Origin of the sequence: Brevundimonas sp. UBA5713, assembly GCF_002419815.1 — a bacterium.
In the GTDB taxonomy this organism is placed as follows: Bacteria; Pseudomonadota; Alphaproteobacteria; order Caulobacterales; family Caulobacteraceae; genus Brevundimonas.
In genome coordinates this window covers 25,459-41,947 of sequence record NZ_DIGV01000016.1, presented here as the reverse complement: position 1 = coordinate 41,947, position 16,489 = coordinate 25,459, and the positions used below count along the sequence as shown (strand labels likewise).

The 16,489-nt window shown below is 62.7% G+C and carries 15 protein-coding genes; 3 read left to right on the top strand and 12 right to left on the bottom strand.

What is annotated here, in order from left to right:
• Positions 1-220: 220 nt before the first annotated feature.
• The gene (locus B3B04_RS02525) at positions 221-2,026 is read right to left on the bottom strand and encodes a flagellin (protein WP_292039547.1); all 1,806 of its coding nucleotides are present in this window, start codon (positions 2,024-2,026) and stop codon (positions 221-223) included.
• Positions 2,027-2,246: 220 nt separating this feature from the next.
• On the opposite strand from B3B04_RS02525, the gene B3B04_RS02520 reads away from it, so the two are divergent.
• Both B3B04_RS02520 and B3B04_RS02515 read left to right on the top strand, forming a co-directional pair.
• On the top strand, positions 2,247-2,864 hold the full coding sequence (locus tag B3B04_RS02520) for a glutathione S-transferase family protein (protein WP_292039545.1): 618 nt from the start codon (positions 2,247-2,249) through the stop codon (positions 2,862-2,864).
• Positions 2,865-2,928: 64 nt separating this feature from the next.
• The gene (locus tag B3B04_RS02515; RefSeq protein ID WP_292039543.1) at positions 2,929-4,455 is read left to right on the top strand and encodes a VOC family protein; all 1,527 of its coding nucleotides are present in this window, start codon (positions 2,929-2,931) and stop codon (positions 4,453-4,455) included.
• 25 nt (positions 4,456-4,480) lie between these two features.
• On the opposite strand, the gene B3B04_RS02510 is transcribed toward B3B04_RS02515, so the two are convergent.
• The 5 genes from B3B04_RS02510 to B3B04_RS02490 all read right to left on the bottom strand — a co-directional run bounded on the left by B3B04_RS02510 (position 4,481) and on the right by B3B04_RS02490 (position 7,972).
• A complete protein-coding gene (locus B3B04_RS02510; protein WP_292039542.1) occupies positions 4,481-4,759 on the bottom strand; it encodes an HPr family phosphocarrier protein in 279 nt (92 codons plus the stop codon).
• Complete coding sequence (locus tag B3B04_RS02505; protein ID WP_292039539.1) at positions 4,756-5,160, bottom strand: PTS sugar transporter subunit IIA; 405 nt, start codon at positions 5,158-5,160, stop codon at positions 4,756-4,758. Before B3B04_RS02505 ends, B3B04_RS02510 begins: the two co-directional genes overlap by 4 nt.
• A gap of 109 nt (positions 5,161-5,269) precedes the next feature.
• Positions 5,270-5,692, bottom strand: coding sequence for an HPr kinase/phosphorylase (locus B3B04_RS02500; RefSeq protein WP_292039537.1), 423 nt, complete (start codon positions 5,690-5,692; stop codon positions 5,270-5,272).
• Positions 5,693-5,697: 5 nt separating this feature from the next.
• A complete protein-coding gene (locus B3B04_RS02495) occupies positions 5,698-7,293 on the bottom strand; it encodes an ATP-binding protein (RefSeq protein ID WP_292039535.1) in 1,596 nt (531 codons plus the stop codon).
• Positions 7,262-7,972 (bottom strand): response regulator transcription factor, encoded by a 711-nt coding sequence (locus B3B04_RS02490; protein ID WP_292039534.1) that lies wholly within the window; start codon positions 7,970-7,972, stop codon positions 7,262-7,264. Before B3B04_RS02490 ends, B3B04_RS02495 begins: the two co-directional genes overlap by 32 nt.
• Positions 7,973-8,195: 223 nt before the next feature.
• Between B3B04_RS02490 and B3B04_RS02485 the strand changes: the two genes are divergently transcribed.
• The gene (locus B3B04_RS02485) at positions 8,196-9,911 is read left to right on the top strand and encodes a hypothetical protein (protein ID WP_292039532.1); all 1,716 of its coding nucleotides are present in this window, start codon (positions 8,196-8,198) and stop codon (positions 9,909-9,911) included.
• Positions 9,912-9,924: 13 nt separating this feature from the next.
• On the opposite strand, the gene B3B04_RS02480 is transcribed toward B3B04_RS02485, so the two are convergent.
• From B3B04_RS02480 to B3B04_RS02455, 6 genes are all read right to left on the bottom strand, one after another.
• A complete protein-coding gene (locus tag B3B04_RS02480) occupies positions 9,925-10,254 on the bottom strand; it encodes a zf-TFIIB domain-containing protein (RefSeq protein ID WP_292039530.1) in 330 nt (109 codons plus the stop codon).
• Positions 10,255-10,378: 124 nt separating this feature from the next.
• A complete protein-coding gene (locus tag B3B04_RS02475; protein WP_292039529.1) occupies positions 10,379-11,602 on the bottom strand; it encodes an NAD(P)/FAD-dependent oxidoreductase in 1,224 nt (407 codons plus the stop codon).
• Between the two features lie 60 nt (positions 11,603-11,662).
• Positions 11,663-11,974: a GNAT family N-acetyltransferase gene (locus B3B04_RS02470; protein ID WP_292039527.1), complete on the bottom strand. Its 312-nt coding sequence runs from the start codon at positions 11,972-11,974 to the stop codon at positions 11,663-11,665.
• A gap of 142 nt (positions 11,975-12,116) precedes the next feature.
• Positions 12,117-15,020, bottom strand: a complete 2,904-nt coding sequence (gene polA / locus B3B04_RS02465) for a DNA polymerase I (RefSeq protein ID WP_292039524.1) — start codon at positions 15,018-15,020, stop codon at positions 12,117-12,119.
• Positions 15,021-15,126: 106 nt separating this feature from the next.
• On the bottom strand, positions 15,127-16,194 hold the full coding sequence (gene obgE / locus B3B04_RS02460; RefSeq protein ID WP_292039522.1) for a GTPase ObgE: 1,068 nt from the start codon (positions 16,192-16,194) through the stop codon (positions 15,127-15,129).
• 133 nt (positions 16,195-16,327) lie between these two features.
• Positions 16,328-16,465 (bottom strand): entericidin A/B family lipoprotein, encoded by a 138-nt coding sequence (locus B3B04_RS02455; protein ID WP_292039521.1) that lies wholly within the window; start codon positions 16,463-16,465, stop codon positions 16,328-16,330.
• Positions 16,466-16,489 lie beyond the last annotated feature (24 nt).

Here is a 16,489-nt window from a genome sequence, read left to right as displayed (position 1 = left end):
AGAATAGGCATTCCATGAGGGTTTACGATCGTTCGGAGGTGCGAGCAATCAGACCTAGTCCGTCAGCGGTGGTGTCGGGTGCATACGCGGCCTTGTCACGCACAACTGTTACACATAAACTCAAATCGTCGCTCATTCGCCCGTAGCGCACTGTTAATCCGTAAGGATTATTGTCTTGGGTTCGCCTCCCCTCGGCTCCACCAGGCGCATCTTCAAATGCCTACGAGCGGAAGAGCCCCAGCAGCCATTGCGGATTTTGATTGGCGATGGACAGGGACTGCGTCGCCAGTTGCTGGCGGATTTGCCGGGCGGTGAGCTCGGAGGCGGCCTTGGCGAGATCGGCATCCACCAAATGGCCAATGCCGCTTTCCAGCACGTCACTGGACTGGCTTGAAAAGCGCGTCACCTGATCGATCGCCTTGGAGCGTGTCCCGAAATAGCTGGCCGCGTTGATGGATGTGTTCAACGCCCGTGAAATGCGGTCCAGCACGACCAGTGGATTGTCAAAATTGAGATCGTCCAGACCCAGGCCGCTGGCAGTCATGTCGCGCGAGGTCACACGCAGAGTGTCGCGAGCCGGCGAGATAAAGGTATCGACGATGATCGGTCCAAAGCCCTCTTCTTGGGAAGATGACGTCTGGCTTGTCACCGATGACGGCCGCGGGCTGGCCGGATCGGCAAGCGCTATGGCACCCACAGCCCAAGCACTGTCGCTGTGGTTGCCGTTGGTATTGAAGCGAAATTCCAAAGCGCCTTGGGCCGGATCGTAGTCAAAGGACAGAATCTGCGCACCTGCCACGGCTGTCGCGGCACCAACCTGAGCCCCGCCGCTGGCATAGGCCTGTCCGGTCGCCGCCACGCGCACGCCATTCTGCCAGATTTCCAGAGTGTCCGGTGTATCGAAGGCGTCGAACGCCACATCGATGCGACCGGTGATGGGGCCCGCATTCACGGTATGGTTTGCAGTCACGCCCTCGGGCAGTTCGTCACGCGCGCGGGCCGCCTGTTCCGGATCGGCAAAATCGGGCGGAGGATCGAAAACAGCCGTCGTCGTCAGTGATCCCGTGGGCTGATAGCGTGGCTGATAGGAGGGAAAGGGCTCGTCCGGAGCCTGCATGATCAGGCCGTTTACGGTCCAGGCCGTACCTGTGACCGTCAGATTTTCGTTAAAACGGAACTCGAGGTCGCGACCGTTGGCTGGGTCATAGTCAAAGGTCAGCATGTTCAGGTGGGTGACAGCCGTGCCCGGACCGACCGGTGCGCCGTCTGGCCTATAATCTTGGCCCGAGGCGGCGACGCGCACACCGTTTTGCCAAATCTCGAAGACATCAGGTGCCCCGAACGCGTCCAGCATCAAGCTGACGCGGCCCGGCGTCGCGCCCGCGTCCACGGTAATGGTCTGGGAGTTGTTGCCGTTCAACGATTGCACGGCCTGTGCAAAGGACGCCGGCGTGAGAGATCCGGTGACGACCGGGGCAATGACGGTATGGCTGGTGCCCGCGAAAGAGCCGGGGGGTAGGGCGGCCATGGCCGGAAAATAGGGCTGTGGCAGGCGGCTTTCCGGCAGACGATAGGATTTGCGACTGGTGGTGGTGATCACCGGCTGGCCGGTCAGCAGATTGATGCCGTCAAACGTACTGGTACGCGCGACCATATCGACTTCGCGAATGAGCGCTTGGATGTGGTCGATCACGGCCTGACGCGAGGTACCGGACAGTCCATCCTGAAGGCTGACGGCGTGCTGTTTCAGTTCAATCAGCAGGTCGCTGATCCGTTCTGCCCCCATAGACGCCACGTCCACCACCGACGCCATGCGATTGAGGCCGTTGCGCACAGCCTCCCATCCGCCGACATCGCTGCGCATCTGGGTTGCGATGTTGAAAACGGCGACATTGTCCCTGTGGCTCGCGATTTTATAGCCGGTCGAAACGCGGCTTTGCGCATCCTTCATGTCGCGCGTGGCGGACGCAGCCGACTGCAGGGCCTGAAGGGCGGCGCGGTTCGTATTCAGCGTGTTCAGCGACATATTGCACTGATGATGCCGACTTTCGGAGCGGATGTGAAGCTGGATGAACGGTGGTCATCGTGCAAACGCCGACGGCTTTGCCGTGTGACGTCCTGACCCGACACCATGCGCATGTGGCAACGCTTTACAGTGCTGTTGTGGCAGGGTCATCGTAGGATGCGAGATCATTCGATCCGGCGGCCATCGGTGATGGCGCGCCTGCATCCTTCAGGAGGTGACTTTGCCCACACTCTATTATGCCGTCGGCGCCTGCTCTTTGGCCCCGCACATCGTTCTGGAATGGATTGGCGCGCCCTATGAGGCGGTCAAGGTCCAGTACGGCTCGCCGGAGCTGCTGGCAGTCAACCCTGCCGGTGCCGTGCCCACCTTGCGTGAAGACGACGGCTGGTTGCTGAACCAGGCCGGTGCCATTCTCGACTATCTGGCGCACAAACACCCCGAAGCGGGCCTGACCGGCGGCGACAGCCTGCGCCAAAAGGCCGAGGCCCATCGCTGGTCGGCCTTTTTGACCAGCGACATGCACGCGTCGTTCTGGCCGATCTTCATGCCGTATCGCTATACGACCGATGAAAGCGAAGAGGCCCGCGCCAAGGTGGTCAAGGCTGGCCATGCTCTGGCCCACAAACAGTTCGCCACCCTCGATAAGCATCTGGAAGGCCGCGAATGGATCCTCGACGGGCGATCCGTCATCGATGCCTATGCTTTCCCGATGATCCGCTGGGGCAAGAAGCTGTTGGACGGCCATCTGGCGCAATATCCCAATGTGCTGGCTCTGCATGACCGTCTGGCTGCCGATCCGGCTGTCCAGAAGGTTCTGGACCGTGAAGCCGGTAAATAATCCGGTTTAGACTTCCCGCGCCCTGCCATCAGGCAGGGCGCACCGTTTGATTGAGAGGCGCGCCGTGAAAACCGGTATCCATCACGTCACCAGCATCACGGCTGATGTTCAGGCCAATGTCGACTTCTACATGGGCTTTCTGGGGCTCAGCCTCGTCAAACAGACGGGCGGCTATGAAGATGCCGAACAGCTGCATTTGTTCTATGGCGATCCGGAAGGCCGACCGGGCACACTGGTCAGCTTTCTGGTGTGGCCGTCGACGGGACGGGGCCGTACCGGGCTCGGGCAGGTGTCGGAGATCGCCTTTGCGGTGCCGATGAACAGTCTGGGTGAATGGATGACCCGCGCCATTTCGGCCAACATTCCCGTCGAGGGCCCGATGAAAGAATTCGGCGAGTCGGTGCTTCGTCTGAAAGATCCTGACGGCCTGATCATTAAACTGGTCGCCAGCGAAGCCGCCCTTGGCTCGGGTTCTGTGACGGCACCGTGCTACATCCGTGGTATTACCGTGCTGAGCGACCGCGCCGAACAGACTTGCGATTTCATCGGACGGTTCGGCTATGAAAAGCAGTCGGTTGAAGACGCCATCACCCGTCTGAAGTCGGACACCGATGTGGTCGATGTGCATGCCGTGACCGGCTATCCGGAATCCATCAAGGGCGCAGGCGTGCCTGACCATGTGGCCTTCCGCGCGCCGGATATCGATGCCGTGCGCCAGATGCGTCTGGACCTGAAAGACCACGGCCCGACCAATGTGCATGACCGCCAGTATTTCGTGTCTCTCTATGTGCGCGATGTCAGCGGTCTGTTGATCGAATATGCCACCGATGCGCCGGGTATGGCCGTCGATGAAGCGCCTGACCAACTGGGACAGACCCTGAAGTTTCCGCCTGAAATCCTGCCGCATCTGGCGCAGGAGTTGGCGATCAAACTGCCCCAATTTTCGCGACCCGGCGAACTGCGCAGCCCGCGCCGCGAACTGCCGTTTGTGCATCGCTTCTATTGGCCAGAGGACCCCGATGGCAGCACCATCGTCCTGCTGCACGGAACCGGCGCGGACGAGGCTTCCCTGATGCCACTGGCGAACCGCATCAATCCGCGCGCGGCTCTACTGGGCGTACGTGGTCGTGCCACCGAAGAAAGCAGTCTGCGCTGGTTCCGTCGTTTAGGTCAGGACAGCTTTGACCAAGACGATATCCGGCAAGAAGCGGCGGCTTTTAATGCCTTCCTCGCAGGGGCCATCCGTGGCTATGCGCTGGATGCCGACAAGCTGCTGCTGCTGGGCTATTCGAACGGTGCCAATATGATCGGCGCTGTGGCGGCGCTCTATCCCGACAGTGTGCGTCAGGCGGTGCTGTTGCGCCCGATGAAGGTTCTCGATGAGGCCAACCCGTCGGGTGCCAAGGGCCGCATCCTGATGGTCAGCGCGACCGGAGACAGCCTGATCGTTCAGGATCGCGATACGGCTCTCGAGGCTGACCTTTCAGGCGCAGGCTATCAGGTCACGCACAAACGTATTCAAGCTGGCCATTGGCTGACCACCAATGACGAGCAGGAAATCATCGACTGGCAGTTGATGGGCGTCGCCTGACTTAGCCCCGTATAGCGGGGCGCTCTTACTGATCTTCGTCGAAGCGGCGGGCGACCAGATCGCTCAGGGCAGCCAGAGCATGTTCGGCCTGCTCGCCGCTGGCGGAGACCTCGATGGTCGAGCCGATACCGGCCCCCAACATCAGCAGCCCCATGATAGAGCGGGCATCGACGGTGGTGCCGTCCTTGCTGACCAGAACCTCGGCCTCATATTCCGACGCTGTCTTGACGAATTTGGCCGAGGCGCGGGCATGCAGGCCGCGCTGGTTACAGATCGACAGGGTGGCGCGGTGGGTCTCGCTCATTTGTCGCCTGCTAGCACCCATGACGCGACAGAGATATATTTGCGACCGGCATCCTGAGCATGGGCCACACAGGCCTCAAGGCTCTCGCGGCTGCGCACGCTGGCCAGCTTGATCAGCATGGGCAGGTTCAGACCGGCGATGACTTCGGCCTTGGTCTGTTCCATGACGGAGATGGCCAGATTGGACGGGGTACCGCCGAACATGTCGGTCAACAGGATCACGCCGTCGCCATCGTCCACGGCGGCCGCCGCGTCGAGAATATCGCGACGACGACGCTCCATGTCGTCGTCGGGCCCGATGCAGATGGCGGCGACACCGCGTTGCGGCCCCACCACGTGCTCCATGGCCGAGATAAATTCGGAGGCGAGGCCCCCGTGTGTGACGATCACCAGACCGATCATGAAGGCATAACCAAACAGCCCAAACGCGCCTGCTCTGCGAAGACCGCTGTGATGCGATGGTGCCGAACAGGCTTCCGAACCTGCTTTCTTAGGACAAAGACCGCAGTGTTCAAAGGGCCTCTAGAGCAGATGCGACCACATGGGGCGCCGAAGGGTGTAGCAGGCGCAATCCCATTGACGGTACACGCACCCCTTCTAGTTCGGTAAACTGTTGATCCGGCAGGCGTTCCGGCGTTTCCAGCTGAGCCTGAACAATCAAGCTGAGGCGTACAAAGGCCAGCGGCGATGCAGGCAAAATTCCCACACCCCGCACCTCGATCTTGCCCGAAATCGTCTGGGGCGCGCGGGCATAGATGCAGCCGTTGTTGGCCCAGACGATGGCCTGATCATCGACCACCAGACGCGCGCCCATGGTCATAAGCCGCAGGGCCAGATCGCTTTTTCCAGCCCCGCTTGGCCCGCAGATCATCACGCCGCGCCACTGCCCCTTGCAGCGCAGGGCCACGACAGTGCCGTGCAAGGGCTGGCGCACGCGCGTCAGTTCCGCTTGGCGGCGTTGGGCAGGCGCACGGTGAAGGTCGCGCCGGTCACATTGCCCTCGGCATCGATACGGTTGGCCGCAACCACAGTGCCCTCATGCGCCTTGATAATCTGGCGCACGATAGACAGGCCAAGGCCCGAGTTATTGCCAAACGCCGTGCCCTTGGGCCGCGAGGTGTAGAAACGCTCGAACACGGTTTCGAGGTTTTCTGCGGGGATACCGGGGCCATCGTCCTCGACGCGCACCCGCCAGAAGTCGGGCGCGTCGTCCTTTTCCAGAAAGACGCGCACCTCGGCCCCTGCGGGGCTGAATGAGCGGGCGTTGTCGATCAGATTGCGGAACACCTGACCCAGTGGCGTGTCGCGGCCCATCACCTTGACCGGATCGCTCAGGCTGGTGATCAGGCGCACCGGAATCTCGCCCTCGCGCAGATTGCCCTCATAGACATTGATGATGTCGCGCAGAAGCTCGCCAAGCTCGATCTGGCGCGGACGGTCGCGCGACAGCTCGGCATCCAGCCGCGAGGCGTTGGAAATATCCGTGATCAGACGATCCAGCCGACGCACGTCCTGCTGCAGCAGATTGGTCAGACGCGCACGCTGCTCGTCGGTTTTGACCAGCGGCAGGGTCTCCAGCGCCGAGCGGATAGAGGTCAGCGGGTTTTTGATCTCGTGTGACACATCGGCGGCAAAGCGCTCGATGGCGTCCATGCGCTGGGACAAGGTGTCGGTCATCTGTTCCAGAGCGCGGGCCAGGCCGCCCACTTCGTCCTTGCGGGCGGTCAGATCGGGCAGGGAGATGGCGCGGGCGCGCTGCAGGCGCACCTGATCGGCGGCTGCCGACAGCCGCAACACCGGACGGGCCACGAATAGATGGAGAATCAGAGAGGCAAACAGGTTCACCGCCAGCGCCACCAGTGCAAACGGCATCAGGGCGCGGCGTTGGGCCGCCAGCGTCTCGTTCACATCGCCCGCTTCCAGCGTCAGGACCCCCAGAACCTGACGCACATGGCGCACGGGCAGGGACACAGACACCACGCGCTCGCCCTCTTCGTTCTGGCGCAAGCCCGCTTGCGGCGTGCCTTGCAGGGCGCGCTCGACCTCGGCGGCCAGTTCGGCGTCGGCCTTGGCGTTACGGGGGGCTTGATCAGGTTGGGGTTCGACGGCGGTACCGGACGGTGCGGCAGGCGGCAACGGCTCACCGGGGATCATGTCCGAGACGTTATAGGAGTCCGATACGGGCAGACCGTCCATGTCGAACAGGCGGGCGCGCTGGCCCACCGGAATAAAATTGTCCCGCAGCCAGAAGGCGGCGGCACGGTCGTCCAGCATGGGATAGGGATCGCCCTGGGTAATACCCAGCTCCCCCAACACGTTGGACAACAGCTCTGCCTGCACCGTCAGTGATTCCTGACGTGCCTGAATCAGCCCGCGGCTCCATTCGTTCAAGGCCAAGGCCCCGCCGAGCAGGATCAGCAGGCTGAGCAGATTGAGGCTGAGCATGAAACCGCCCAGACGCGATCCGCCAAAGCGGAACCGCCGTCTGGGCGGGGTTTCGTTATCAGCTTTCGCGGTAACGGTAGCCGACGCCATACAGGGTCTCGATTGCGTCGAACTCGGGGTCAACCATGCGGAACTTCTTACGCATGCGCTTTACGTGGCTGTCGATGGTGCGGTCATCGACGTAAACCTGATCGTCGTAGGCGGCGTCCATCAGATTGTCGCGGCTCTTCACGAAACCGGGACGCTGGGCCAGCGCCTGCAACAGCAGGAATTCGGTCACGGTCAGCTTCACCGGCTTGCCGTCCCAGGTGCATTCGTGACGGGCAGGGTCCATCGACAGCTGGCCGCGCTTGATGGCCTTGCCGGCCTCATTGGCGCTGTCGCTGGCGGCCATGTCGAGGCCTTCGACACCGGCGCGACGCAAAAGGGCCTTCACACGCTCGATCAGCAGACGCTGGCTGAACGGCTTGTGCATATAGTCGTCAGCACCGAGGTTGAAGCCGAGAATCTCGTCGATTTCCTCGTCCTTCGAGGTCAGCATAATGACCGGCAGGTTCGAGGTCTGGCGCAGACGACGCAGCACTTCCATGCCGTCCATGCGCGGCATTTTCACGTCGAGGATCGCCAGATCCGGCGGCGTGTTCTCCAGCGCTTCCAAGCCAGAAGCGCCGTCGTGGTAAGCCGTCACCTTGTGCCCGTGGCTCTCCAGAGCCAAGGAAACGGAGGCGACGATGTTTTCGTCGTCATCGACCAGGGTGATGTTAGCCAAGGGCTTCTCCTTGCGAGCGGGTGCGACCGTCGGCGGCCGGCTGGGGTTGTGTTCACAACGCACGGCCAGCGTAACCGTTCGCCACGAGCGCGTTCAGATTAAGGCCACAGGAAATGGGTCGCTAGTGCTTTCGCTTCAAGTAGGGCCACAATTTCCGTTTGAAACGGGACTTTAAGCACCTGCTCCTATAGCGGCACCATAATATCGCGTCTCGAAGGGCACTATGGCCGGTCCGGTTCACTACGAAATCTATGTCCGCAAGACTGCGGCGGCGGGCTGGACGCTGTTGATGGCCCATGAAAATCGCAAACATGCCATCGAGACGGCAGAAGAGGTGTTGCGGGACAAACAGGCGGTTTCGGTCAAAGTGACCAAGGAGACCCTTGATCCGGCGTCTATGGAATTCAGCAGCGTGAGTGTGTTGCGGTTGGGGGCCCCCGACCCTGTACGCAAGGCGGCCAAGACCGACACCGCATCACTGAGCCCACTGTGCCGCGCTCCGGCGGACCTTTACACCGTCCATGCGCGCGAGCGGCTGGGCCATGTGCTCGAAGACTGGCTGCGTCGTCAGGGGGCGACCGCGTTTGAGCTTTTGCACTCACCGGTTCTGGCCGAGCGGCTGGACGCCTCGGGCGTCGAGGTACAGCACGCCATTCAAAAGATCGCCGTGCCCGAGGCCCAAGGCTCCGGTCAGGACCTGCACAGCCTGATCCGCACCTATCAGAAGCTGTCCGACGAGGCAGTGGAGCGGGTGGTCAAGGCAGGGCGGCGGGGCGACTTTGCCGATCCGGCCAAGACCCCGTTGGTCCGGATCGCCGAAGGCCTTCAGGGCGTACCTGATCGCGCCTTTCGCATGGGGGGTACGATTGCCGCCGCCTTTAACGGCGCACGCGGCGCCCGCGAACGTCTCGGCATATTGATGGGCTTGGCGGATCAGGCACCGCTCGAGGGGCCTCTGCGCGCCATGGTTATGGTGCCGATCGAGCAAATCCTGTGTGAAATGCTGGCCGCGCGCTGGAACCTGCCGGACCTGTTTGGCCCCGCGCTGGATCAAGGCTCCATTCTGGCGGCGGTCGTGCGGATGGTGGCTCCCGATGAAGTGGCCGCTATCGTGGCGCATGATCCGCGCCTGATGGTTTTGGTGCCGCCTGTGGACGGTCCCGCTGCCAAGCTGGGCGAGCGTCTGGCAGCGGGGGATTTTCCGCTAGTGGCTTCGGCTCTGGCCAAGATGGTCCTGCGCGAACTGACGAGCCAGCGCCGTTTGCGTCCGGGGGATCCCGAGGGCGAGATCAACATCCTGCGCGCTCTGGCGATGTCTTTGACGGCCACCGCGGGTCGTCTGCTGACCTTGGAAGAGGTCCAACATGCCTTTATTGAACGCTCCCGCCTGTTGGTGACGGCCGATTTCGTGGGGGCCTATGTGAAGGACTGCACCACGGTATTGGCCGAGGTCGAGCGTCTGGTTCGCCTCAGTGACAATGTCACCGGCGGGGCCAGCAAGCGCGCGGCGGCCCGCTGGCTGGAAGCCTGCGTGTCATCCTTGCGTTTCGAGACCGAAATGCGGGCTCCCGGGCAGGCCCCTACGCAGAAGCTACTGGCGCTGCGCCGCGTGCAAAGGGCCGTAGAGTCCGCGGGCCTGACGGGAAAGGATGCAGAAAAGACGCTGGAAGTCTTGGGCACGCTCGGGCTCAAGATCGCCGAAGAAACCCGTCTTTTGGCGCAGATATCCAAGGCTCCCGTGCCGGTGGGCCAGCGTCTGACCATTTTGCTCAAACTGGCTGTAGGCGATGCCGCGCCGCTCGGGCCCATCACCGAAAAAGCCAAGGCCGACGCCTTGCGCCTGCTGCGCTCGCCCGAAGGCCGAGAAGTCTTGCAGGGTCAGCCGGACGTGCTTCAGTCGCTGGTGCCGCTTATGCGACAGGTCGGGCTGACCCTGTAAAATTCAGCCGGACTCAGTCGAAGATATCAAAGATGTCGAGGCGCTTTTTCTTTTTGTAATAGCGCTCGTCGTCCTTGTGACGGCGATAGTCATCGTCGCGGCTGCGGTATGGCTCGGACGGGCGCTGATGGCCCCACGGTGCCTGCGAGGCCTGCGGGGGGGCCATCGGCTGGCTGGCCTGAACAGAGGCGCGGCCATCGTTGGTGGCGCTTTCCATCAGCTTTTCCAACTCGCCGCGGTCCAGCCACACGCCACGGCAGTTCGGGCACATGTCAAACTGCACGCCGTTGCGATCCAGCGTCTGCATGGGGGCATTATCGTTGGGGCACATCAATAGAGGCATCGGGGTCCTTTCGCCTTGATGCGGGCCGACATCGTCCGGCACCTGCCGGACCAGAGGGGCCCGTCCCGCAAGGCTCAGCTAAGGAAGACGGGGCCTGCGGACAACGTGCCAACAGGTCGCAGGTTCAGACGGACTGGCCTGCTGCCCAGCCCGAAGACCATGCCCACTGGAAATTATAGCCGCCCAGCCAGCCGGTAATGTCGACCGCCTCGCCGATGAAATACAGACCCTTGGCCGTCTTGGCCTCCATGGTCTGCTGGTCCAGCTGGGTCGTATCCACGCCGCCCAATGTGACCTCGGCAGTACGATAGCCTTCGGAGCCGACGGGCTTGACGCTCCACGCATTGGCGCTCTCGGCCAAGGCGCGCAGCTTCTTGTCGCCCTGTTCGGCCAGCTTGCCCTTTAGCCCTGCGCGTTCGCACAGCACCTCGGCCAGACGGCGAGGCACGATGTGGCCCAGCGCCGTATGCACCATCTGCTTGCCGTTTTCATTCTTGGTGGCCAGCAGGGCAGCGGCCACATCGGTGTCGGGGCACATGTCGATGGTGATCGCCTCGCCCTCGCGCCAGTAGGAACTGATCTGCAGGATGGACGGACCGGACAGACCGCGGTGCGTAAACAGCAGGCCTTCGCGGAACTCGGTCGGTTTGGTCGGGCGACCGGCGGCGGCATCCTTGGGTGCCTTGTGACGCACCACAGCATCTACCGACACGCCGGCCAGCGGTTTCAGGCTTTCCAGCAGGGTCGGCTCGAACGTCAGCGGCACAAGGCCGGGGCGGGTGTCCGTGACCCGCAGTCCGAATTGTCGGGCCACATCATAGGCCCAACCCGTCGCCCCCATTTTCGGGATGGATTTGGCACCGGTGGCAATCACAACCGAAGAGGCCTGCACGCGTGATCCATCGTCCAGGTCGACGGTGTAGAGATCACCATCATGGCTGATCGATTTGACGCCGAGGTTCAGCGACAGGGTCACGCCCGCCGCCCTCATTTCATCGGTCAGCATTTTGATGATGTCCTTGGCGCTGTCGTCGCAGAACAGCTGGCCAAGGGTTTTTTCGTGATAGGCTATGCGGTGCCGCTCGACCATTTTGATAAAGTCGTGCTGGGTAAACCGCTTCAGCGCCGACAGCGCAAAGCGCGGATTTTCGCCAAGATAGGCGGCCGGATGGATGCCCAGATTCGTGAAGTTACAGCGCCCGCCGCCCGAAATGCGGATCTTTTCGCCGGGGGCCTTGGCGTGATCGATCACCAGTACGCGGCGACCGCGCTTTCCGGCTTCGATGGCGCACATCATACCGGCGGCACCGGCACCAGCGATCAGGACATCCAGAGTCTGTAGCTTCATGTGCCTGCCCTAGCAGGCGAAGGGCGCGAAAGCGAACCCGCCCTTCGTCCTGTCAGGGGCTTAGAGGCCCAGCACAGCCTTATAACCGTCATGCACCAGATCGCGGTACTGGTCCGGATGCTTCTGGATATAGGCCGCAAAGAAGGTGCAGGTCGGCAAAATCTTGAGACCCTTGTCGCGGATATCCTGCAGCACATGCTTGGCCAGACGCGACGCAATCCCGCGCCCTTCGAGCTCTTGCGGCACCAGCGTCTTGGAGACCAGGCGGCCGCCCTCGACATTGTTGTACTCGACATAGGCCACATGGCCGTCGACGTGCAGCTCGTAACGCTTCTCGTTTTCGAGGTCTTTGATTTCGGGGTCGAGGCTCATTGGGGGGGCTCCTGCATTGCGCCTTTCGCGCAACGTTGATCCCATACAATGGGTTTTACGCGCCGTATCCGCAATGGCCCGGGCATCGGGCCGGCAGGCTGGTCGAAAGGCGTCCGGCAGAGCGGACGCCTTGTCGGTATGCCTAGTGGGCCTGATCCCAGTTGGCGGCGGCCTTGGCTTCGACTTCCAGCGGGACGGTCAGGGCGACGACGGGTTCGGCGGCCCGTTCCATGGTTGTCTTGATGACTTCGAGGGCGCGCTCGGCCTCGGCTTCGGGGGCCTCGAACACCAGTTCATCGTGCACTTGCAGCAGCATGCGCGTCTTCAGGCCCGCATCGGCCAGCGCCTGGGGCATCTGGATCATGGCGCGGCGGATGATGTCGGCAGCGGCCCCCTGAATGGGGGCATTGATGGCAGCCCGCTCGCCAAACTGGCGCTCGGCACCGGATTTGGAGTGGATGGCCGGAATGTGGATACGGCGACCAAAAATGGTCGAGACATAGCCGTCGCGTTTCACCGCCTCCTTGATCCGGTCCATATAGTCCCGGATGCCGGGGAAGCGTTCGAAATAGGTCCTGATATAGGCCCCGGCCTCGCCCTGATCGATGCCCAGCTGGTTCGCCAAGCCAAAGGCCGAGATGCCATAGACAATGCCGAAGTTAATCGCCTTGGCGCGGCGGCGCGTCTCCGACGGCATGCCCTCGATCGGCACGCCGAACATTTCCGATGCCGTGGCCGCGTGAATGTCCAGCCCTGCCTTAAAGGCCTTCTTCAGTTCCGGAATGTCGCCGATGTGGGCCAGCAGGCGCAGTTCGATCTGGCTGTAGTCGGCTGAAATCAGCACATGGCCATCACGCGCGATGAAGGCCTGACGGATTTCGCGGCCGGTCTCGGTGCGGATCGGAATGTTCTGCAGGTTCGGATCGGAGGAGGCGAGGCGGCCCGTAGAGGCGGCGGCCAGCTGATAGCTGGTGTGCACGCGCTCGGTCCTAGCATCCATCGCTTCCAGCAGAGCGTCCGTATAGGTGCTCTTCAGCTTGGACAGCTGGCGCCAGTCGAGGATCAGGCGCGGCAGTTCATGGTTCAGCGCCAACTCTTCCAGCACCGAGGCATCGGTGCCCCATTGGCCGGAAGCGGTCTTCTTGCCGCCCGGCAGGTTCATATCGCCAAAGAGGATTTCCCCGATCTGGCGCGGGCTGCCGATGTTGAACGGACGGCCGGCGACCTCGTGGGCCTTTTCCTCCAGCTTGACCATGCGCATGCCAAAGTCGCTGGACAGGCGGCGCAGGATGGCCGGATCGATGCGCACGCCCGCGCGCTCCATGTCGGACAGCACGGCGGGCATCGGACGCTCCAGCGTCTCATAGACGGTTAGCAGGCCCTCTTCGGCCAGCTTCGGCTTTTGCAGCTGCCACAGGCGCAGGGTCACATCGGCGTCTTCGGCCGCGTATTCGGTCGCCGCTTTCAGTTCGACGTGTTTGAAGGATTTCTGGCTCTTACCCGTACCGGCCACCTGTTTGAACGGGATGCATTCGTGGCCCAGCAGGCGACGGGCCTGTTCGTCCATGCCGTGCGCGTGCAGACCGCCGCCCAGTACATAGGAAATCAGCAGAGTGTCATCGACCGGCGCGACGGCGATGCCCTGATTGGCCATGACCGTCAGATCATATTTGCCGTTCTGCATCACCTTCAGAACCTTGGGGTTCTCCAGCAAAGGTTTCAGAGCGGCCAAGGCCTGATCGCGTGGAATCTGGATGATGGCAGGCGCGTCCGACGGCTCATCGCCAAACAGGCCACCGCCCGAGGTCGAGGACTCGCCCTCATGGGCCAGCGGCACATAGCAGGCCTGATTGGGTCCGACGGCCAGCGACAGGCCTACCAGTTCGCCATGCACCGAGGACAGGCGGTCGGTTTCGGTATCAAAGCCGATGACGCCTGCGCTCTCGGCGCGCGAAATCCATGCGTGCAGAGCCTCGATCGTGGTCACGCACTCGTAGGCGCTGCGGTCAAAGGTTTGCGGCGCGTCCGGCTCTGCGGTGTCGGTATTGCCATAGCGGGGCGTGGCGATGGGGGCGCTGATGGCGCGGCGCGGCGCAAAGGCCGAAGTGCCGTTGTCGGTTGTCTTTCCGTCGCCGACGCGGCGCAGCAGGGAACGGAACTCCATCGTCTCGAGGAAGTCCGCCAGCACGGCCGGATCAGGATCGCGCAGGACAAAGTCCTCGATCGGCTCGGGCGCAGGCGCGTCACAGGTCAGTTTGACCAGCTCGCGCGACATGCGGATCTGGTCCGCAAAATTGATCAGGGTCTCGCGGCGCTTGGGCTGTTTGATCTCGCCCGCGCGCTCCAATAGGGTGTCGAGGTCGCCGTATTCGCCAATCAACTGGGCGGCGGTCTTGGGGCCGATACCGGGGGCACCCGGCACATTATCGACGCTGTCGCCGATCAGGGCCTGAACATCGACCACGCGGTTCGGGGCCACGCCGAACTTTTCCATCACGGCGTCCTCGGCCAGCACGCGGTCCTTCATCGGGTCCCACATGACCACGCCATCGCCGATCAGCTGCATCAGGTCCTTGTCGGACGAGACGATCACGGCCTCGCCGCCCGCATCGCGCGCCTTGCAGGCATAGGTGGCGATCAGGTCATCGGCCTCATAGCCCGCCAGTTCCACGCAGGGCACGCCAAAGGCACGCGTGGCCTCGCGCACCAGCGGGAATTGCGGCACCAGATCTTCGGGGGCAGGGGGGCGGTGGGCCTTGTATTGATCGTACAGATCATTGCGGAAGGTCTTTTCCGAATGGTCGAAGATGGCCACCAAATGGGTCGGGCCGTCTTCGCCCTTGGTGTCCTTCAACAGCTTCCACAGCATGTTGCAGTAACCCTGAACGGCACCGACCGGCAGGCCGTCCGACTTGCGCGTCAGGGGCGGCAGGGCATGATAGGCCCGAAAGATATAGGCCGAGGCATCGATCATCCAAAGCCGCACGGGCTTGTCCGTGGCAGGGGTCTCAGGTGCGGCGGGGGTGTCGGTGGTCGCTTCGGTCATGGGCACACAATAGGGGGCAGCAGGGCCGCCGTCATCACGGCAAAAACAAAACCCCGTCCCGCCTCGCGGCTGAACGGGGTTTGATTGGCGGGCGCTTGGTCTCGCGTTATAGCGGCGACCAGCCGCCCGGGGTTTCATAGACGGTGTCGTCTTCTTCCTCGACGACCACATCACGGTCACCGCGCAGCTTGCGCACCTCGGCATAGGCCGCGCGCAGCAGTTCGGTGACGCCTTCACCCGACACGCCCGACACCAGCAGCGGACGACGACCGGCGACAGCTTCGAGCGCATCGGCCTTTTCGGCGCGCTCTTCTTCGCTCAGCGAGTCGATCTTGTTCAGGGCCAGAATCTCGGCCTTGTCGGCAAGACCGTCGCCATAGGCTTCCAGCTCGCCACGGATGATGTTGTAGGCACCTACAACGTCTTCCTGTGTGCCGTCGATCAGGTGGATCAGGCTGGCCGAACGCTCGACGTGGCCGAGGAAGCGGGTGCCAAGGCCTGCGCCTTCGCTGGCCCCTTCGATCAGGCCCGGAATGTCGGCAATCACGAAACGCTCGGTGGGCGACAGGTCCACCACGCCAAGGTTCGGCACCAGAGTGGTGAACGGATAGTCCGCCACCTTGGGCTTGGCCGAGGACACTGCCGACAGGAAGGTCGACTTGCCCGCATTGGGCAGACCCGCCAGACCGATGTCGGCGATCAGCTTCAGGCGCAGCCACACCCATTTTTCCTCGCCCGGTTGGCCGGGGTTGGCATGGGTAGGGGCCTGATTGACCGGACCCTTGAAGCGGGTGTTGCCCCAGCCGCCGTTGCCGCCGGCCAGTAGGCGCACGCGCTTGCCCGCCTTGTCCATGTCGACGAGGACCGTTTCCTTATCTTCGTCCAGCACCTGGGTGCCGACCGGAACGCGCAGTTCGATATCGTTGCCCTTGGCCCCGTGCATCTGGCGACCTTGGCCGTGATGGCCGGTCTGCGCCTTGAAGTGCTGCTGATAGCGATAGTCGATCAGGGTGTTCAGGCCGTCCACGGCTTCGATCCACACGTCGCCGCCCCTACCGCCGTCGCCGCCGTCCGGGCCGCCGTTAGGAATAAATTTCTCGCGTCGGAATGACACCGAGCCCGCGCCACCATTACCGGAGCGGATGTAAATCTTGGCCTGATCGAGGAACTTCATGCGGGCCTTATGGCCGAAATTAGTGGCTTTTTACAGGTCTAGCCGGATTTTGGCGCGCGCCGTGCCTTTCGCGCACGAAAAAGGCCCCGTCCCTTGCGGGACGGAGCCCTCAAATCTCGACGAACTAAGAGGCTTAGTTCTTGGCGTCGCGAGCGGCGTCCGAAACAGCTTCACCAGCAGCTTGGGTGTCGCGGCCGAGGCCTTGGACAGTGTTGCAGGCGGCGGTGGTCAGAGCGGCGGCGGCAACAGCCAGGATGAGCAGCTTGCGCATGGCGTTCTCCTAAGGGGGATAAAA